The sequence below is a fragment of the Leclercia sp. UBA5076 genome, from assembly GCF_002416465.1.
Taxonomy (GTDB): domain Bacteria; phylum Pseudomonadota; class Gammaproteobacteria; order Enterobacterales; family Enterobacteriaceae; genus Enterobacter.
In genome coordinates this window covers 338,925-357,744 of the sequence record NZ_DIAO01000003.1, presented here as the reverse complement: position 1 = coordinate 357,744, position 18,820 = coordinate 338,925, and the positions used below count along the sequence as shown (strand labels likewise).

General features: G+C 60.5%; 20 protein-coding genes. 11 read left to right on the top strand and 9 right to left on the bottom strand.

The window, feature by feature from the left end; genetic code table 11:
• Window positions 1-77: 77 nt before the first annotated feature.
• The 5 genes from B3X29_RS03355 to B3X29_RS03335 all read left to right on the top strand — a co-directional run bounded on the left by B3X29_RS03355 (window position 78) and on the right by B3X29_RS03335 (window position 2,556).
• Window positions 78-362 carry a hypothetical protein gene (locus tag B3X29_RS03355; RefSeq protein WP_103178076.1) on the top strand — a complete coding sequence of 95 codons (285 nt, stop codon included), beginning with the start codon at window positions 78-80 and terminating at the stop codon, window positions 360-362.
• A gap of 11 nt (window positions 363-373) precedes the next feature.
• Window positions 374-769, top strand: coding sequence for a hypothetical protein (locus tag B3X29_RS03350; RefSeq protein WP_103178077.1), 396 nt, complete (start codon window positions 374-376; stop codon window positions 767-769).
• Between the two features lie 232 nt (window positions 770-1,001).
• Window positions 1,002-1,700 (top strand): hypothetical protein, encoded by a 699-nt coding sequence (locus B3X29_RS03345; RefSeq protein WP_159340145.1) that lies wholly within the window; start codon window positions 1,002-1,004, stop codon window positions 1,698-1,700.
• Complete coding sequence (locus B3X29_RS03340) at window positions 1,697-2,125, top strand: hypothetical protein (protein WP_233210514.1); 429 nt, start codon at window positions 1,697-1,699, stop codon at window positions 2,123-2,125. The genes B3X29_RS03345 and B3X29_RS03340 overlap by 4 nt, the downstream gene beginning before the upstream one ends.
• Window positions 2,126-2,130: 5 nt before the next feature.
• Window positions 2,131-2,556, top strand: coding sequence for a FosA8 family fosfomycin resistance glutathione transferase (locus B3X29_RS03335; RefSeq protein WP_159340144.1), 426 nt, complete (start codon window positions 2,131-2,133; stop codon window positions 2,554-2,556).
• Window positions 2,557-2,637: 81 nt separating this feature from the next.
• On the opposite strand, the gene B3X29_RS03330 is transcribed toward B3X29_RS03335, so the two are convergent.
• The 4 genes from B3X29_RS03330 to B3X29_RS03315 are packed head-to-tail and all read right to left on the bottom strand — an operon-like array spanning window position 2,638 to window position 7,384.
• A complete protein-coding gene (locus B3X29_RS03330) occupies window positions 2,638-3,459 on the bottom strand; it encodes an alpha/beta fold hydrolase (protein ID WP_159340143.1) in 822 nt (273 codons plus the stop codon).
• 30 nt (window positions 3,460-3,489) lie between these two features.
• Window positions 3,490-5,100: an MFS transporter gene (locus B3X29_RS03325; protein WP_159340142.1), complete on the bottom strand. Its 1,611-nt coding sequence runs from the start codon at window positions 5,098-5,100 to the stop codon at window positions 3,490-3,492.
• Window positions 5,097-5,507, bottom strand: coding sequence for a DoxX family protein (locus B3X29_RS03320; RefSeq protein WP_159340192.1), 411 nt, complete (start codon window positions 5,505-5,507; stop codon window positions 5,097-5,099). The genes B3X29_RS03325 and B3X29_RS03320 overlap by 4 nt, the downstream gene beginning before the upstream one ends.
• 5 nt (window positions 5,508-5,512) lie before the next feature.
• Window positions 5,513-7,384 carry an amidohydrolase gene (locus tag B3X29_RS03315; RefSeq protein ID WP_159340141.1) on the bottom strand — a complete coding sequence of 624 codons (1,872 nt, stop codon included), beginning with the start codon at window positions 7,382-7,384 and terminating at the stop codon, window positions 5,513-5,515.
• A 234-nt stretch (window positions 7,385-7,618) separates the two neighbouring features.
• On the opposite strand from B3X29_RS03315, the gene B3X29_RS03310 reads away from it, so the two are divergent.
• The 5 genes from B3X29_RS03310 to B3X29_RS03290 are packed head-to-tail and all read left to right on the top strand — an operon-like array spanning window position 7,619 to window position 14,891.
• The gene (locus B3X29_RS03310) at window positions 7,619-8,311 is read left to right on the top strand and encodes a hydrolase (protein ID WP_103823317.1); all 693 of its coding nucleotides are present in this window, start codon (window positions 7,619-7,621) and stop codon (window positions 8,309-8,311) included.
• Between the two features lie 59 nt (window positions 8,312-8,370).
• Window positions 8,371-8,580: a DUF1427 family protein gene (locus B3X29_RS03305; protein WP_032616311.1), complete on the top strand. Its 210-nt coding sequence runs from the start codon at window positions 8,371-8,373 to the stop codon at window positions 8,578-8,580.
• Window positions 8,577-8,834, top strand: a complete 258-nt coding sequence (locus tag B3X29_RS03300; protein ID WP_159340140.1) for a DUF1427 family protein — start codon at window positions 8,577-8,579, stop codon at window positions 8,832-8,834. The genes B3X29_RS03305 and B3X29_RS03300 overlap by 4 nt, the downstream gene beginning before the upstream one ends.
• Window positions 8,835-8,860: 26 nt before the next feature.
• Complete coding sequence (locus tag B3X29_RS03295) at window positions 8,861-9,229, top strand: response regulator (RefSeq protein WP_159340139.1); 369 nt, start codon at window positions 8,861-8,863, stop codon at window positions 9,227-9,229.
• Window positions 9,230-9,287: 58 nt separating this feature from the next.
• On the top strand, window positions 9,288-14,891 hold the full coding sequence (locus tag B3X29_RS03290) for a trifunctional serine/threonine-protein kinase/ATP-binding protein/sensor histidine kinase (RefSeq protein WP_290503561.1): 5,604 nt from the start codon (window positions 9,288-9,290) through the stop codon (window positions 14,889-14,891).
• Here B3X29_RS03290 and B3X29_RS03285 read toward each other — a convergent pair.
• From B3X29_RS03285 to B3X29_RS03270, 4 genes are all read right to left on the bottom strand, one after another.
• On the bottom strand, window positions 14,883-15,500 hold the full coding sequence (locus B3X29_RS03285) for a response regulator transcription factor (protein WP_039030554.1): 618 nt from the start codon (window positions 15,498-15,500) through the stop codon (window positions 14,883-14,885). The genes B3X29_RS03290 and B3X29_RS03285 overlap by 9 nt on opposite strands.
• Window positions 15,501-15,886: 386 nt before the next feature.
• Window positions 15,887-16,273, bottom strand: a complete 387-nt coding sequence (locus B3X29_RS03280) for a VOC family protein (protein WP_103178083.1) — start codon at window positions 16,271-16,273, stop codon at window positions 15,887-15,889.
• A gap of 1 nt (window position 16,274) precedes the next feature.
• A complete protein-coding gene (locus tag B3X29_RS03275) occupies window positions 16,275-17,432 on the bottom strand; it encodes an MFS transporter (RefSeq protein WP_290503560.1) in 1,158 nt (385 codons plus the stop codon).
• Entirely contained in the window at window positions 17,429-17,587 is a 159-nt protein-coding gene (locus B3X29_RS03270) for a hypothetical protein (RefSeq protein ID WP_290503559.1), read from the bottom strand. The genes B3X29_RS03275 and B3X29_RS03270 overlap by 4 nt, the downstream gene beginning before the upstream one ends.
• Window positions 17,588-17,685: 98 nt before the next feature.
• Between B3X29_RS03270 and B3X29_RS03265 the strand changes: the two genes are divergently transcribed.
• The gene (locus B3X29_RS03265; RefSeq protein ID WP_263951511.1) at window positions 17,686-18,456 is read left to right on the top strand and encodes a DeoR/GlpR family DNA-binding transcription regulator; all 771 of its coding nucleotides are present in this window, start codon (window positions 17,686-17,688) and stop codon (window positions 18,454-18,456) included.
• On the opposite strand, the gene B3X29_RS03260 is transcribed toward B3X29_RS03265, so the two are convergent.
• Entirely contained in the window at window positions 18,453-18,749 is a 297-nt protein-coding gene (locus B3X29_RS03260; protein ID WP_103178086.1) for a hypothetical protein, read from the bottom strand. The genes B3X29_RS03265 and B3X29_RS03260 overlap by 4 nt on opposite strands.
• Window positions 18,750-18,820 lie beyond the last annotated feature (71 nt).

Sequence of the window (18,820 nt, the reverse complement as noted above, 5' to 3'; positions counted from 1 at the left end):
GGTGTATATACTTTCTATATGGATCATATTTATCTCTCCCTATATACTTTGCATATAGTTTTATAGAGAGGTTAATCATGCCCACCCCAACACGTACTCCTCCGAAAAAATTCCTGTTCCAGCTTCGTTCTGTCGATAACGAATTTGGCGTCAGCGAGGAGACTTTTGCCCGTCTGATGGCGGAGCTCTCGCTGAATCAGACCGAGTTAGTCCATAAGGCGTTACGCAACCTTGCTAAAGAGGTGCTTCCCGCTTACGAACAGGACGACGGCCCGCTGACCGACGCGCAACATGCCGCCGTTAAGAAACTGTCAGGCCTCGACATCTCAGAGGACGATCTGGACTCTCCATTATTTAAATAAGCAGGATGCTTATGGCTAATAATTACAACCCGTTACCTGCAATCGGTGACATTATCTGGTGCAAGTTTCCTCAACATGAGGATCTGGGCCATCCGGGGCCGAAAGCGCGTCCCGGGCTGATTCTGAACGTCTTCCCGGATCTTCATGCCGTCCTGATCGTCTATGGAACCTCACGGACGGACCACGTTTATCAGGGCGAGTTCGTCATCGACGATCAGCTTGATACGGCAGGGCTAAGCTGGCCGACAAAGTTTGATCTTAATCGCCTGCAAAAATTGCCGTTTAATACGGAGTGGTTCGCGGTTGCGCCGGGCGTGGAGATCAATACGCCGTTACCCAAAATGGGGGTAATTCCACCTGTGTTTATTCCTGTGATGCGTGCCGCCTGGGCTAAAAGAGAACAGTAGGCATTGCCCGGCGGCGCTGCGCTTGCACGGGCCTACAACACCGTAAGCCGGGTAAGCGCAGCGCCACCCGGCGTAAAGGTTGATGAGTAGGGAAAATATATTCCATCCCCTTCTTAATTCCAGAACAATTAAGTAATACATTACAATAAATTCCGAATAATTAAGTCTGATATAGACAACGATAAAATATCTTACTTACTATCAGAGCTTTACTCATATAAGGATATATATTGTGAGCTCAAGACAAGATATCAGGGATGGTGCTGACTTCGAACATTCATTAAGAGGGCTTATTTATACCGATGTGCTGGGTTGGATAGATATGGGCCATGCCCGTGGCGATGATGTCGAAGAACTCAGAAGACAGTTTGTGCAGGGTGAGGGAAGTGGGCGGAATTACTATGTCGTTATGTATCGTCAGGATATGAGCGTAGCAAAAGTTAGCTCTCGACTGGGTATTGGACGGTTTGCCAAATGGGAAATCAGACGTGGCCGTGATACGCACGAAATTAATCGTATGATGTTGGCGATGATGATGAGTACCGCATTCAATTTCGAAGATTTACAAAGCCTTCGGCTATTTACCTGGTATACAGATAGCGGCTTTAGCGGAGAAGATTTAGTTTCTGATTTGTTTGGATTCTATCGTGCTATCAGACCCGGCTTCTATGCTGACCTGGTGAAGCCTGTAAGCTATGAATCTGCATTACGGCGATGGGATTATTATGGAGCTATTGGCTCTTTTAAAAATCGTGGCTTTAAACCCATCATTTTTCCTGATCCAGACGACCCTTGTATTAAGCATGAGCCTTACATCGCTGAGCTTCCCATGTTTATGAGATGGTTGTATCCCTGGGATGATTTTACTTCTGGCGTCGTTAATGTTCTTACCGAAAATGGCACAGCATTTGGATATACAGGGGTTAGATGATGCGCTTTACCTTTATCAGATACCTCATTGTTTTTTTCCTCACAGTCTTAATTCTCTGCTCGCTGTTTATCTACCTCATCGCATCTGACATAAACGAGATGACGGTCTACAAAGAAACCGATCGCTATCGTTATTACACTCTCACCTATAATAAAATTCAAAACGCGCCGAGAATTTCCCAAAGTTACTACTTTGAATCTCAACCCGGTGACGGATATCCTCCTTCGAATGCCATCATTTTCAAAGATACGACTAATGCCGAACCGCTTCGGGTCTACCTCGCCGATTTAGGCTATATCAAAGAAAAGCGAACACAGCGTGAAATGGAAATGTGGTGCCAGCCCAAAAAAGCGTGCAAGGATCGCTTCTATTTATACGTCGATAAACATGCTAAAGAAGTGAGGTTAACCTCTATCCAGGAGTGAACCTCATGATCAACGCCCTCAACCACCTGACCCTCGCCGTCAGCAACCTGCCTGCCAGCATCACCTTCTGGCGCGATCTCCTTGGCCTGCGCCTGCACGCCGAATGGCACACCGGGGCGTATCTCACCTGCGGCGATCTCTGGCTCTGTCTGTCCTATGACGACTCGCGCAAATTTATTCCGCCGCAGGAGAGCGGCTACACCCACTACGCGTTCTCTGTCGCACCAGAACAATTCGGCACCTTCACGCAAAAGCTTAAAGACGCAGGCGTCACAGTCTGGAAAGAGAACAAAAGCGAAGGGGCGTCGTTCTATTTTCTCGACCCGGACGGGCACAAGCTGGAACTGCACGTGGGGGATTTGGCCGCCCGGCTGGCGGCATGTCGGGAGAAGCCTTACGCGGGGATGGTTTTTACCTCAGAAGAAACGTAATCTGCCCGGCGGCGCTGCGCTTGCACGGGCCTACAAACCATGTAGGCCGGGTAAGCGAAGCGCCACCCGGCATTTAAACACTTACAGCGATTTCACAAACGTCAGCAGGTCTTCATTCAGCTGGTCCTGATGCGTCAGCGCAAAGCCGTGCGGCGCGTTGTCATACACCTTCAGCTGGGCATTGCCGATCAGCTCCGCCGCCACTTTACCGGTGGTTTCAAACGGTACGATCTGGTCGTTGCTGCCGTGGATCACCAGTGTCGGGACGTCGACTTTTGCCATATCCGGGCGGAAGTCGGTCTCGGCAAACGCGGTCACGCAGTCCAGGGTCCCTTTCAGCGAGGCCAGCAGGGCGATGTTCAGGGTCTGGGTCAGGGCGCCCTCAGAGACTTTCTGCCCGGCGTTAAGGCCGTAGAACGGGGTGGCGAAATCGCTGATGAACTGGGCGCGATCTTTCAGCAGGCCGTCACGAATGCCGTCGAAGACCGACTGATCCACACCCTGCGGGTAAGAGTCAGACTTGCCGAAGATCGGCGTTACCGCCCCAAGCAGCGCCAGGCCAGCCACGCGATCGGTGCCGTAGGTGCCGATATAACGGCTCACGTCGCCGCCGCCCATGGAGAAGCCCACCAGGGTCACGTCGCGCAGATCCAGGGCGGTGATCAGGTCGTTGATGTCGGAGGCAAAGGTGTCGTAGTCGTAGCCGTTCCACGGCTGATCCGAACGGCCAAAGCCGCGACGGTCGAAGGCGATAGCGCGAAAGCCGCGCTCGGCCAGATAGTTAAGCTGGTTGTCCCACATGTCGGCATCCAGCGGCCAGCCGTGGCTGAACAGCACCGGTTTACCTGCACCCCAGTCTTTGTAGTAAATCTGCGTGCCGTCTTTCGCTTTGATCGTAGCCATAGTCTCTTCCTCAAAAGGTTGTTTCAGGTTTTAAACCGGCGCCACCAGATAGCGGGTTGCCGGGGGTGCATCGCCCTGATGAAAAGCCAGGACGCGGCTTTGCAGCAGGTGGTCATTCATGGTGTGCCGCTCCTGCAGGCGCAGGTGTTCCACCCACGATCCCAGCAGGAAGGTCTCGATATACAGGCCCGGCCGGTCGATATCTTCATACACCGCCCAGCTCATGGCTCCCGCCCGGCGACGTACCCGGCGCAGCTCGTGTACCGCCTGCAGAAAATCGGGTACCGCTTCGGGATCGACAAGGTACTCGCAGGAGACCAGCACCGGCCCGCGTTCGTTGGGGATGTTCTCCCGGGCGTCGTCGGCGATAAGCCCGCTGGTGTCGAGGTTCAGATTGGGATCTTTCTCAAGCCGCCAGCGCAGCACCGTGGCGCTCGCCAGTAGCATCCCGATCGTCGCCACGCAGAGCGAGGTGGCGGTGTTGACGTGCGAGGCGATCTGCCCCCACAGGGCGCTGCCCGCGGTCATCGAGCCGAAGAAGACCGTCAGATAGACCGCCAGCGCCCGGGCCTTCACCCAGCGTGCGGCGCTGCGTTGCGCCCCGAGGTTGAGGGTGGAGAGCACCGCGATCCACGCAAAGCCGGTGAAAAACTCAAACAGGTTCAGCAGCCAGAAGTGACGCACAAAGGCCAGGGCCAGCATGGTGATGGCGAAGACCAGGCTTGCCGCCACCATCAGTTGATCGGCATTGAGGCGCTGACGCAGACGCGGCAGTAGCACCGCCCCGGCAATTGCCCCCAGCCCGATGCAGGCCAGCATGATGCCGTACCCCGCCGGGCCGAGGCCCAGCTCCCGGCGCGCCACCAGCGGCAGCAGCGCCCAGCCCGCGCTGGCGAAGAGAAAGAACGCCACGGTACGAATCAACACGTTACGCAGCACCGGGGCGGCGTGCACATAGCGCACCCCGGCACGCACCGCCGAGAAGAAGTGCTCCGGCGGCAGGCGCTGCACCGATGCCGCAGGTTTCCAGCGCCACAGCACCCAGGCCACGCCCAGTACCGACAGGGCGTTGAGCAGGAATACCATCCACGGCCCCGCCAGCGAGAGCAAAAAGCCCCCCAGCGCCGGACCGATGGCGCGGCTGATGTTCACCCCCAGCGAGTTCAGCGCAATCGCCGGGCCCAGCTCCGCCTTGCTCACCAGGTCCGGCACCACCGCCTGGAACGGCGGCGAGCTCATGGCGCTGCCCACGCTCAGCAGAAAGGCCGCCACCAGCAGCACCGTCGGGGTCACCTGGCCGGTAAACGACAGCACCGTCAGCCCCGCCGCGGCAATAAACACCCACAGCTGGGAGAAGAGCAGGTACTTGCGACGATCGACGATGTCCGCCATCACCCCGGAGGGCAGGGCGAAGAGGAACATCGGCAGGCTGCTTGCCGCCTGCACCAGGGCGATATCCAGCGGATCGGCGCTCAGGGTCAGCATGCTCCAGTTCACGCCGACGTCGCTCATCCACGAGCCGACGTTGGAGACCACCGTGGCGATCCACAGCATGCGGAACACCCGCTGGTGCAGCGGCTGCCACGTTGAGATCGCCGGGGCAGGGGGGTGTTCGATGTGCGCGTCGGTCACCTGGGTCATGCGAATCTCTCCGTAGCACGTGTACGCAGCCGCCAGCCACCGGGGCCGGTGATGGCCAGGGTGGTGAAGATGATCAGCAGCAGCCAGCCAAACTGGCCTTCGGCGATCGACCAGCCCGGATGCACTACCAGCATCGCCACCAGCAGCACGGCGATGATTGGCACGCAGGCCAGCCGGGTCGCCACGCCGAACAGGATCAGGATCGGGCAGATCACCTCGGCGACGATCGCCGGGATCAGGCTGAAGTACGGCCCGAAGCCAAAGGGATCTTCGATCCGCGTCAGCTCTTCGCTGAAGTGCAGCACTTTCGGCAGGCCATGCACGTAGAGCAACAGCAGGCTGCCGGTGAGGCGCAGGAAGAACAGCCCCAGGTCAATCCGGGGCAGGTTGGGTTGGGTTGAGTTCATCATGATCAGAACGCGAAGCAGCTGCAGCCCAGCGCTCCCCAGAAGGCGTTATCGTCGGCCACCGGCATCTCTGCCGTGCGGGCAAAGTCGTGCGAATGGTTGTGCACCCCGCACGGACCACTGCAGTGGTGCGCAGGCTGCATCCCCACGCGGGCGGCCTGCGGTGGCGTGCTGCGGTAGTGACCCGGCACCTTGACCACCGGGGACCACTCCGGCAGGACCGGGATGGCAGGCGGCGCCAGCGGACCGAAGCTGCCTGCGGCGTAGACGATATCGCCATCCACCACCGTCAGCACCGACTCGATGCCCTTGATCTCCTCTTCCGGCACGCGGAAGTAGTCTTTGCTCAGCACCGCCAGATCCGCCAGCTGGCCCTTTTTGATCTGGCCTTTCTGGTTCTGCTCGTTCGAGAACCACGCGCTGCCCTGGGTCCAGAGCATCAGGGCGGTGTCGCGATCCAGACGGGCGCTGTGATCGTACATCTGCATTCCGCCGACGGTACGGCCAGAGACCAGCCAGTAGAGGGCGGTCCACGGGTTGTAGCTCGCCACGCGGGTGGCGTCGGTCCCGAGTCCTACCGGCACGCCGGTCTCAAGCATACGGGTGACCGGCGGAGTGTGGCGAACCGCCTCCATCCCGTAACGCTCGGCGAAGTACTCGCCCTGGAAGGCCATGCGGTGCTGCACGGCGATGCCGCCGCCCAGCGCCTTGATGCGGTCGATGTTGCGCTGGGTCACCGTCTCGGCGTGGTCAAAGAACCAGTGCAGGCCGTCGAACGGGATCTCGCGGTTCACCTTCTCAAAGACATCCAGCATCCGGCTGATGGACTCGTCGTAGGTGGCGTGCAGGCGGAACGGCCAGCGGTGCTCCACCAGATGGCGCACCACGCGCTCCAGTTCGTCCTCCATGCCGGGGGCCAGATCCGGGCGCGGCTCAAGGAAATCTTCAAAATCGGCGGCAGAGAAGACCAGCATCTCCCCCGCGCCGTTATGGCGGAAGAAGTCGGTGCCCTGGCCCGGCTTGAGCATATCGGTCCACTTCTCGAAATCTTCCAGCTCGTGGCCAGGGCGCTGGGTGAAGAGGTTGTAGGCGATGCGGATAGTCATCTGCTTTTTCTCGTGCAGCTCGGCGATCACCTCGTAGTCTTCCGGGTAGTTCTGGAAACCGCCGCCGGCGTCGATGGCGCTGGTTAAGCCCAGGCGGTTCAGCTCGCGCATAAACTGGCGGGTGGAGTTCACCTGCTGCTCCAGAGGCAGCTTCGGCCCTTTGGCGAGAGTAGCGTAGAGGATCATGGCGTTCGGACGGGCGATCAGCATCCCGGTCGGGTTACCGTTGGCATCGCGCTGGATCTCACCGCCCGGCGGGTTCGGGGTCTCTTTGGTGTAGCCCACCACCTTCAGCGCCGCGCGGTTGAGCAGGGCGCGGTCATACAGGTGCAGGATAAAGACCGGGGTGTCCGGCGCAGCCTCGTTGATCTCGTCCAGGGTCGGCATGCGGCGCTCGGCAAACTGGAACTCGCTCCAGCCGCCCACCACGCGCACCCACTGCGGTGACGGGGTGCGCAGGGCCTGCTCTTTGAGCATCCGCAGGGCGTCAGCCAGCGAGGGCACCCCCTCCCAGCGCAGCTCGAGGTTGTAGTTCAGCCCGCCGCGGATCAGGTGCAGGTGCGAGTCATTAAGACCGGGAATGGCGGTGTGGCCTTTCAGATCCACCACTTTGGTAGCGTCGTCGTGGTACTGCATCACCTCGGCAGCGGTGCCCACCGCAAGGAATTTACCGTTACGCACGGCCACCGCTTCGGCGAGGGGATTTTCACGATCGACGGTATGAAACTGGCCATTCACCAGAATCAGATCTGCTTTGGCAGAGGAAGTCATAATTGCTCCTGACTGAGAGGGGGAATGGTCAGGATTATTGGAACCGGTTACTGAAAAAAAACAGTTATACAAAGGGATAGGTATACCAAAGTATAACTATACCTGCGTATACCTATACGAAAGGTTAATTATACAAAGAGATAATTACCGCCGGGGCCTGAGAGGCATAGGATGCACTCAACGCATCGTCAACGCGTGGTGCGATTTCACCTGTTAACCTCACTGGATACCATTATGTCTAACTCAAAGCTCGAAGTGTTAACCCCGGATAACTGTCAGATTATCTTCATCGACCAGCAGCCGCAGATGGCGTTTGGCGTGCAGTCTATCGACCGTCAGGTGCTGAAAAACAACGTGGTAGCGCTGGCGAAATCGGCCAAAGTGTTCAACATCCCGACCACCATCACCACCGTTGAAACCGAAAGCTTCTCCGGCAACACCTTCCCGGAACTGCTGGATGTTTTCCCGGGCAAAGAGATCCTTGAGCGTACCTCCATGAACTCCTGGGATGACCAGAAAGTGCGTGACGCGCTGGAAGCCAACGGCAAGAAGAAAGTGGTGGTCTCCGGTCTGTGGACCGAAGTGTGCAACAACACCTTCGCCCTGTGCGCGATGCTGGAAGGCGACTACGAGATCTACATGGTGGCGGACGCTTCTGGCGGCACCTCAAAAGAGGCCCACGACTTCGCCATGCAGCGCATGATCCAGGCGGGCGTGATCCCGGTAACCTGGCAGCAGGTGATGCTGGAGTGGCAGCGTGACTGGGCGCGCAAAGAGACCTACAACGCGGTAATGGATATCGTGCGTGAGCACTCCGGTGCCTACGGCATGGGCGTGGATTACGCCTACACCATGGTGCACAAAGCACCGTCTCGCCAGAAGAGCGAGCACGAAACCCTGGCGCCGGTTCCGGCCCCGGTCCGCTAAGTTAACAGCGGCAGGCTGGGCCCTCATCCGGCCTGCCGCTGACCTCTCTGGAGTACATCATGAGTACTGGGTTAATTTCCCTCGCGGCAGGCGTGCTTATCGGCCTGCTCTACGCGCTGTTGAAAGTCCGCTCTCCGGCGCCGCCCGCGCTGGCGCTGATTGGTCTGCTGGGCATGCTGGCAGGCGAACAGGCCACCCGCCATTTTTTGCATGCTGACGACACCGCGCAAAAGGCGCCCGTCACCCTCTCCACAGGAGCCTCCTCATGAAAGCCTGGGTCGTTTCGCTGAGCTGCGGAATTCTGGCAGGGGTTATTTATGCCGCAATTGATGTACACTCGCCCGCGCCGCCCGTTGTTGCGCTGATGGGGCTGTTTGGCATGCTGGTGGGGGAGCAGTTGATCCCGATTGGCCGCCGCCTGTTCAGCCGTCAGCTGACGATGACCTGGTTTCGCCACGAATGCGTACCCAAAATCAGCGGTACTCCGCCTCCACCCCGTCCCGGCGACGGCAGCGAGGTTTAATCACGTCCATATTGAGGAAAGAGAGCATGCCGCAGCGCATAGCCATCATTGATGATGAACGGTCTGTTCGCAGCGGGTTAAGCAACCTGCTGCAGTCGGAGGGGTATGCCACAGAAGCCTTCGACTCGGCGGAGGGGTTTCTCAGCCACCCCACCGCGCTGACAGACGCGGCGCTGGTGATTGCCGACATCCGCCTGCAGGGGATGAACGGTCTGGAGATGCTCGACAGGCTGCACCTTATCGCCAGTTCACCGCCGCCGCTCATTTTTATCTCAGGTCATGCGGATGACAACATAGAGCGCTACGCTGTTGAGAATGGCGCCGTTGCTTTTTTGCGCAAGCCGATAAACGTCGATGTGCTGCTGGCGCACATTCAGCGCGCGCTCGCCACCTGACACCACCTGCACCGTTATCCCACGAGAACCATTAATGAAGAAAAATAAGGAAACGTGGATGAACACCCCATCGCTGCCTGCACTCTGGCCCGCCCCCGGAAATTTATCCGAAGGGCGGGCTTTTGTGCTTAAAGAAGATGTCATTTTTACCCCGCTGGGCCAGGAGGGGAGCCTCTGCTGGCTGAATGCCCGCCTGCCCAGCTCCGGCGGGTCGTTTATTATCGCCACCGCCGTGAGCGATGAAGAAGAGGCCAACGCAACGCGCCTGCTGCGTAATGAGTTTGCCCTGCGGGAGTACCTGAGCGACGACTGGGCTATCCGTCCGGTCGCCACCACGCAGTACCACGGGCGATTTGCGCTGGTTTACGCCCCTTTTTCCTTTGTGCTGCTGACGCGCATCGTTGGTGCGCCGATGGCCTGTATCCAGAGCTTCCTGGAGCTGGCGATCCGCATCAGCCTGCCTCTGCGTCTGATGCATCTGCGCAACCTGGTACACGGGGATATCAAGCCCGGCAATATCTTTATTCATGACGACAACAGCTGTCGGCTGGGGGGCTTTGGCCTGTCGTCCGGTGCCTCGGAAGAGCTACAGCAGTCGCGACTGGCCATCGTGGGCGGCACACCCGCCTACATGTCGCCGGAGCACACCACCCGCACCCACCGCTCGGTGGACAGCCGCAGCGATCTCTACAGTCTCGGGGTGGTGCTCTACGAGCTGCTCACCGGCAGCCTGCCGTTTGAGCTGGGCGGCCAGGATCAGGGCAAGTGGGCGCACTACCACATCGCCTCGGAGCCGCGCTCCCCGGGAGCGGTCTGCCCCGGCGTGCCCGCTATGATCTCGGCCATCATCCTTAAGATGCTGGCGAAAAAACCGGAGAACCGTTACCAGACCATCGACGGCCTGATCGCCGACCTGCGCCGCTGCCAGGCTACCCTGAGCGACGAGGGCGATATTGCCGCCTTTACCCCCGGCTTGCAGGATCGCTCCCCGGCGTTTCATCTCACCGATACCCTCTACACCGCCCATCCCCAGGCAACGGATCTGATCCACGCCTTTGACCGGGTATGCCGCGACAACCTTGCCGGATTTGTGGCGATCAGCGGCCCGTCGGGGATCGGCAAATCGTCCCTTATCGCCTCGGCACTAAAGGCGCTACAGCACCGCAACGTGCTACTGGCGGTAGGAAAGGTGGATCAGTTTTCCCCCACGCTGCCCTATGCCGCCCTGAGCTCAGCCTTTCGCACCCTGGTGCTGCACCTGCTGGGACTGTCGGCAACGGAGGTGGCGCAGTGGAAGATCCGCCTGTCGCGGGAGCTGGAGGGGTATGACGAGCTGGCCGTCAGCCTGGTGCCGGAGCTGCGGCTGCTGCTGGAGAACAAGCCGCGCTTCTCCAGCGACAGCTTCTCCCTTGACGCCCGGGCGCGCTTCAGCCATATGGTGCTGGCGCTGGTGAAAACCTTCGCCAGCGCGGGCTGCCCGCTGGTGTTGCTGCTGGATGATATCCACTGGATCGACGCCGCCAGCCTGCAAATTCTGGCGTACCTGCTGACCAACGCCAGTAACGTGCCGCTGCTGCTGGTGGTGGCGCACCGGGATGTCTGCCCGGTGCCGGACAGCATCCTGCATCAGCAGCTGGCGAACCTGCACCGGATCTCGCGCAATACCACCGAGCTGTGCCCGGAGCCGCTGTCGGTGAAGGCGGTGTCGCGCTGGCTGGCGAGCATCTTCCATACCCGATCCGCCAGCACCGCGGATCTGGCCGGGCTGATCCACGAGAAAACCGGCGGCAACCCGCTGTTTGTCCATGAGTTCTTCCGCCGCATCGTCGATGACGGGCTGGTGACGCACAACAAATATCAGGATAAGTGGCACTACGATCTGCACGCTATCCGCACCCGGCACTACACCGAAAACGTGGTCACGCTGGTGCTCCAGCAGCTGGAGGAGATGCCCGAAGAGACCCGTCGGCTGCTGGGCAGCATCGCCTGTCTGGGCGGCAGCGGCGAGCTGGAGATGGTCTGCCGGGTGGCATCAATGTCGGTGGCGGAGATCCGCTACGCCCTGCATCCGGCGGTGACGGCGCAGCTGATCACCCTCAGCGACGAAGGCTATGCCTTTACCCACGACCGGGTTCAGGAGGCGGCCTTCGCCCTGCTGGATAACGCCGAGCGCAGCCGCCTGCATCTTACTACCGCCAGCCTGCTGGCGGAGTCGGCCCGTCAGGCGGCGGGTAACGAGATCCTGTTCCGCGCCGTCCACCACGTGACGGCGGCGCTGGACAGCATTCAGCCTGCGCCCCAGCGCCAGATGTTCCGCGAGCTGAGCCTGCTGGCCGCCCGCCGCGCCCGCCGCTCGGGGGATTATCTGTCGGCCCTGAGCTATATCCAGACCGCCCGGGCGCTGGGCAACGCCGGATCGGCGCCCGAGAGCGCCAGCGACTTTATTCTCGACAGCGAAGAGGCGGGCTGCGAGTTTGCGCTGGGCAATCTTGAGGCCACCCGCAGGCTGTGCGACCGCATTCTCGGCTCCCCCGGCGGGCTGGCGGAGAAAGCGCTGGCGGCCAACCTGCTGGCCGAAGTCTACATGCGCCAGTCCGACAACCGGCTGGCGCTGGAGGCAGCCCTCTGCTGGCTGGCGGTGTTTGGCATTCACGTCAGCCGCTTCCCGGAGAACGCCGAGTGCGACGAGGCCTGGCAGAGCCTGTGCAACCGCGTTGGCGAGAACCCGCAGGACCATTTTAGCCGCCTGCCGCTGATGAAAGATGGCGACACCGAGGCGGTGATGAACCTGCTCAACAGCGCCAGCCTCTTCGCCAGCTTCACCAGCTCGCGCCTGCATTTCATTCTGCTGTGCCGGATGATGCACCTGACCCTGGATCACGGCATCACCGGCGCCTCCACCTCCGCGATGGCGTGGTTCGGGGTGCTGATTGGTCACCGCTACGCCGAATACCGGCTCGGCTTCCAGTACGGCACCCTGGCCCGGGAGCTGGTCAACCGCCACGGCTACGACGCCTTCGAAGCCAAAACCCTGCTGGCGCTGGATCAGCTTAGCGTCTGGACCCAGCCGCTGGGCTACACCATTGAGTGCGCCAGGGCCTGCTTCACCTCCGCCGTGACCCACGGCGATATGACGGTGGCCTGCTTCGCCGCCTGTCACCAGGTGATCAACTTCCTCACCCGGGGCGATCATCTCGACGCGGTGCTGATGAGCATCGAGCGCGGACTGGCCTTCGTGCGTAAAACCCATTTTCAGGACATAGAGACGATCCTGCTGATGCAGCGCCACTACGTGGAGCACCTGCGCACCCCGGTGAACGGTCAGTGGAGCGCCAGCGAGGCGCTGCCGCAATCCCTGCTGCCTGCCGCCCCGGAGCAGGCTCCGGAGCAGACCTCCACCATGCTGTTCTGGTTCTGGCTCTACCGCGGCATGGCCCACTTCGCCTGCGGCGAGTTTCCCCAGGCGGCAGATAATCTGGCCCAGGCCGGGCGCTTTGCCTGGTCCGCGCCGGGCCATATCCACCTGCTGGACTACCACCTTTACAGCGCGCTCACCCTCTCGCAGCAGCTGACCCCGGAGACGTTTTCCGCCGATCTGCGCCGTCAGATCCACCTTCATTACGACAAGATCGCCCTCTGGGCGCGGGTTAACCCCGGCACCTTTGCCGATAAAGAGGCGTTGATCTACGCCGAGATCGTGCGCCTCGACGGCATGAACAGCATCGCCCTCGAACAGTACGAGAAGGCGGTGCGCCTGTCGCGCGAAGGGGGCTTCAACCCCTTCAACGCCCTGGCCCACGAGCTGGCGGGGCGCTTCGCCCACGCCTGCGGCTACACCACCGCCGCCGAGGCCCACTTCCGCGGGGCGATGACCGCCTGGGGTCGGGCCGGGGCGCAGTCCAAAGTGCGCCAGCTGGAGCGGGATTTCCCCTATCTGCTGGCCCCCGGCCAGGCCAACGCCTGGGACACGGTGGCCTTTGCCCGTAACGAGGAGATCCGCGACTTACAGAGCGTGATCAAGGCGTCGCGCGCCCTGTCGGAAGAGATCAACCTCGAGCGGCTGATCGAAACCCTGATGACCATCCTGCTGGAGCGGGCCGGGGCGCAGCGCGGCTTTTTGATTCGGGTGAATGACAACAACATCCCGGAGATCGAGGCCAGCGCCAGCACCACCACCGACGGCGTGAAGGTGCAGATCCGCAAAGAGGTGCCGATGGCCACTGAGATGCCGCTGACGGTACTGGCGGCGGTGATCCGCACCGGGCAGGAGATCCACACCGGCAAACCGGAAGAGTTCCACCCCTTCAGCCAGGACCCGTATCTGGTCACCTCCGGCGCGGCGGTGATGTGCGTGCCGATGTTCAAGCAGGCGCGGCTGGTGGGGGTGCTCTACCTGGAGAACCGCCTGATGCCGGAGGTCTTTACCGTCGAGCACTCCCGGGTGGTGAGCCTGCTGGGGGCGCACGCCGCCATCTCACTGGAGACCGCCCGGCTCTATGCCGAGCTGCTGGAGGAGAACCAGCAGCGGCGTCGGGTGGAGAAAGAGCTGCGGGCCAGCCAGACCTCGCTGATGCTGGGGGAGCAGATCAGCCATACCGGCAGCTGGCGCTGGGAGCTGCAACAGGATCTGATGTTTATGTCGGAGGAGTATGCCCGCATTCTGGGCCTGCCGGAGAAGCAGAAGATGATCTCGATGGCGGAGTTTCTCACCTTCGTGCACCAGGATGACTATCCGCGCATCAGCACCCTGGTGACCGAGAGCGTGCGCGATGGCCTGACCATGCGCGCCGAGTTCCGCATTATCCGCGCCGACGGCGCCGTGCGCACCATTCTGGGGATTGGCGATCCGGTCGGCGTGGGCAGCGAAGTGAACGAGTATTACGGCATCATCACCGACATCACCACCCAGCGGACGGCGGAAGATGCTATGCGGGTGGCGCAGGCCGAGTTGGCCCGCGTCTCCCGGGCGACCACCGTCGGCCAGTTAACCTCGTCCATCGCCCACGAGATCAACCAGCCGCTGATGTCGATTGTCGCGAATGCCGGGGCCAGCCTGCGCTGGCTGAACCGCGATCCGGCCCGGCTGGATAAGGCCAGGCTCGGGCTGGAGGAGATTGTCTCCGAGGGGGAGCGGGCAGGGGAGATCATTCGCAGCCTGCAGTCCCTCACCCGCAAACAGGATCCGGCCTTTGCCCGTATCGATCTGCACTATCTGGTGCGGCACATCATCACTCTTTCGCGCAGCGAGCTGGAGCGGCGGAACATCAGCGTCAGCTATGCCCTGGCGGCGGCGAACAGTTTTATTGTGGCTGATAGCGTACAGATCCAGCAGGTGCTGCTGAATCTGGTGATGAACGCGGTGGAGGCGATGGCCGAGATCAAAACGCGGCCCGGTACGCTGCTGCTCTCCACCTCGAACCCGGAAGGGGGCGGGATCACATTTGAAATCGCCGACAGCGGTACCGGCATCGCCCAGGGGCAGACCGAGCGTATCTTTGACTCGTTCTACTCCACTAAAGCCCAGGGGATGGGGGTGGGGCTGACCATCAGCTACAGCATTATCGAGCGCCATCGCGGCAAGCTGACGGCCCGCAACCGCGAGCCGCACGGCTCTGTCTTTGCCTTTACCCTGCCGCTGGCGGAGGGCGAGACGTCACTCTGAGGGCTGGCTTCTGGTCAGGCGCTCCGCGGCCCTGACCAGATCCGCCAGCGAGCGGGCCTGCATCTTCTCCATTACCCGTCGGCGGTGGACTTTGACGGTAATTTCACTCACCCCCAGTTCGGCGGCGATCTGCTTGTTCAGCATCCCGCTGATCGCCAGCTGCAACACCTCCTGCTCCCGCGGCGTCAGCGAGAGATGGCGCTGCTTCAGAGAGTACTGCTCCCGCAACTGCAGGGCGTTCTCTTCCGCCAGCTTCAGCGCGTCGCCAATGGAGTTCAGCAGATCGTTCGACGCCACCGGCTTGGTGAGAAACTCATACGCACCGCCCTTCATCGCCTTCACCGTCATCGGAATGGTGCCGTGGCCGGTAAGATAGATTATCGGGATCTCGCGCCCGCTGGCCTTCAGGGAGTCCGCCACTTCAAACCCGCTGATGGTGGGCATCTGCATATCGAGGATCACGCAGGAGGGCACATCTTCAAAGGTGTGTTGCAGAAAAGATTCTGCCGAGGAGAAGTCGAGGGCGTTCAGCCCGGCAGACTCCAGCAGCCCGACCACGGACCGCCTGACAGCGTGATCATCATCAACGACATAGACAATGTGTTCCATTAATAGCCCCAATGTTTCAGCCTGACAAAGATGAGAGGATTTTCGCTCAGCGTAAAAACCGCCCCCTCTGTTCATGCGTTTCAGGTGGCAGTTTTATGAACATGTCAATTTTAACACATTAATTATCATTATCATTTAACAATATGATAACTATATGAAAGGCGCATAGCGGAATAGGTGAATCGGCGTTTCTTATCGGGTAAGCGTAGGCCAGAATGGATTACATTGTCGTCATGGGACAGCGGGCCAGAGTAGCAATCGATATTTTTTCCAGCTCAGTCACGGTTTTCGGCAGTCCCAGCCTACGGGTTTTGTAGGCCGGGTAAGGCGTAGCCGCCACCCGGCAATGCCTGATGCTCTCTCACGAGGGGTAAAATATTGGCAGATTATTCCCCCACCAGCTCAATACGGTTCCCGTCCGGGTCCGCAATTACCGCTTCATAATAGCCATCTCCCGTCATCCTTGGAGCGCTCAGCAGCGTATTGCTCAACCGCGCCTGCTCCGCCATCCGATCCACATCCGCCCTGCTACCCACGTTCAGGGCAATATGCGCCCAGCCGACAAACTCCGGGTGCGAAGGGCGATCGGGCAGATCCGGCACCGTCATTAGCTCGATAGTCGGTCCGTCGGACAGCGTGATAAAGTGCGATTCAAAGCCCGGACGGTTTTTGCTGAGGTAGCGTTCGTTACGCTGGCCGCCAAAAACCGTCTGCCAGAAGTGGACCTGTGCGTCCAGGTTACGGGTCCAGAGTGCCACATGTGCAATATTCATCTTATCCCTCGCTGCGGGCGGGTTGAGAGGCGGTGACGGTCACGGAGAGCAGGGCGACGACCAGCATCAGCACCATAATGACCATAAACGCCTGGGTTAAAGAGGTGGCGTGCGCCACGAAACCGATAATTGCGGGCCCGGCGAGCACGCCGAGATAGCCCAGGGTGGTGATAGCCGGGACGGCAACTGCCTGCGGCATGCGGGTCTGGCGGCCAACGGCGGAGAACATCACCGGCACGATATTGGCGCAACCGGCGCCCACCAGCACGTAGCCCAGCAATGACAGCTGCCACTGCGGGACAAAGGTCACCAGCGCAAACCCTGCGGCGGCCACGATGGCGCCCCCCACCACGGCGCGCAGGGCACCGGTGCGGGCGATCAGTTTATCGCCGGTTAAGCGGAAAAAGGTCATCGCCACCGAGAAGCAGGTGAAGCCCAGCCCACCCAGGGATTCAGGCACGCCGCGCACCTCGGTCAGGAACACCGCGCTCCAGTCCAGCACCGTGCCTTCGGCGAGAAACACCGCAAAGCAGATGAGGCCGATCAGCAGCACCACGCCGCGCGGCACGGCAAAGGCCGGGCCAGAGGCGGGATTGGCCCAGGGCAGCAGCCCTTTCAGGCTGAAAGCGAGCATGAGCGCGACGCTCAGAATGATGATCAGGCAGGCGATAAAAGCGCTGGCCCCGAGGGTCAGCAGCAGGGTCATCGCCCCCGCGCCGGCAATGCCGCCCACGCTGTACATGCCGTGAAAACCAGACATCACCGGCCCGGGGGCGTCGCGCTCAACGATGATCGCCTGAATATTCATGGCGCAGTCCGTCACGCCGACCCCCACACCAAACAGCAGCAATGCGGCGGCGAGCAGGCGCGGATCCGGGATGATGGCAAGCAGCGGGGTAGTGAGCAGGACGATCGCCATCGCGGTGATAATCACCCGGCGGCAGCCGTAGCGGCTGGTCAGCATCCCGGTGAGCGGCATCGCAATCAGCGCCCCCATCCCCAGACAGAGCAGCAGCGAGCCAAGCGTGGCCTCGTTAACGCCGGTATTGGCTTTGGCGAAAGGCACCAGCACCGCCCAGGTGGCGGTGACATAACCGGCAATAAAAAAGACGATCCGGGTGGCAAGCCGCTGGACGGCTCCGGTGGTCTGAGAGGTCATTTCACATCCTTATCAGGTTTCAGTAACGGGGAGGCAGGCGCCGTGCGCTGCACCGTTTCCCCGGCGCGCGCATCTGCGTTCACAGGTTCAAACAGGAAGCCGTCATGGGGCTGTGTGGCGGGCACCTGCTGACGGTAATCATCATAGCGCTTCATTGTGATACTCCGGTTTCGGGCCAGGTGGATTGACAGAGCGCGTCGTCATGCAACATTATGCGCATTGTTGCTCGATTCAAATCCAGAGAAGATAATTTATGCTCGATTATGCAGCTTTCCCGGAACAACGACAAGATCGGATCCGCCAGATCCTGCAAGAAAATGGCCGGGTGGTCTGCGCTGACCTGGCGATCCGCATGCAGGTATCGGAACACACGATTCGCCGTGATTTACATGAGCTTAGCAAAGAAGGATTCTGTAAGAAGGTCTATGGCGGGGCGGTGCTACAGCTGGCCGATGCCGGGAACTTCTACAGCCGCGAGCAGCAAAACCACGCAAAAAAAGCCACGATCGCGCAGAAAGCGGCAACCCTGATCAAGCCGGGTAGCTGTATCTTTATCGATACCGGCACCACCAACCTTGCACTGGCGAAAGCCCTGCCGCCGGATCTGGCCGTCACCGTGGTGACTAACTCCCCGGCCATCGCCGCAGAGCTGCTGCGTCACCCCCTGTGCGAGGTGATCATCACCGGTGGGCAGATCCAGCGCAGCTCCGGCGGGGCCGTGGGGGCGACGGCGGCCAGCCAGATCCAGGGGATGATTTTCGATCAGGCGTTTATCGGCGGCTGCGCCATGGATCCTGGGATGGGGCTGACCGGTTTCGACTTTGCTGACTGCGAGTTCAAGAAAGCGGTGATTAGCCAGAGCAGCCAGACCATCGTGGCGCTCACCACCGACAAAATCCCCGGCGTGGCGCGCTTTGTGGTGGCGAAAAGCCGCGATATTGACGTGCTGGTGGTGGAGGCGAGCCTGGATCAGGAGGCGATCGCGGCGTTTACGGCAGAGGAGGTGCGGGTTATCAGCGCCTAACGCACCGCAAATACCACCGCCGTCCAGTTAACGCGCGTAGCAGGCGGAAATTCGGGACAGGGCTGGATCGGCGTGCAGGCGCCCGCCCAGATAAAGGTCTCTTCATCAATCCGGTACCAGTGAGGATTGCCCTGCACCGCATCACCCACCACCGCCGCCTGAATGCGAACCACGCTTCCTTCAGGCAGCTCACCGGCCACAGGTGCGAAAACGGACGGGTTCTCCTTACGGGTATATACCCCCATCAGGGTCTTTACGCTGGCGGAAACCGGCAGTTCAATAAACGGGCTCATCGCAGGCCTCATGACAATACGCTCTTAGTGATTAACGATATAAGTCGCTCTGTAACTTGCGCTCACGATAA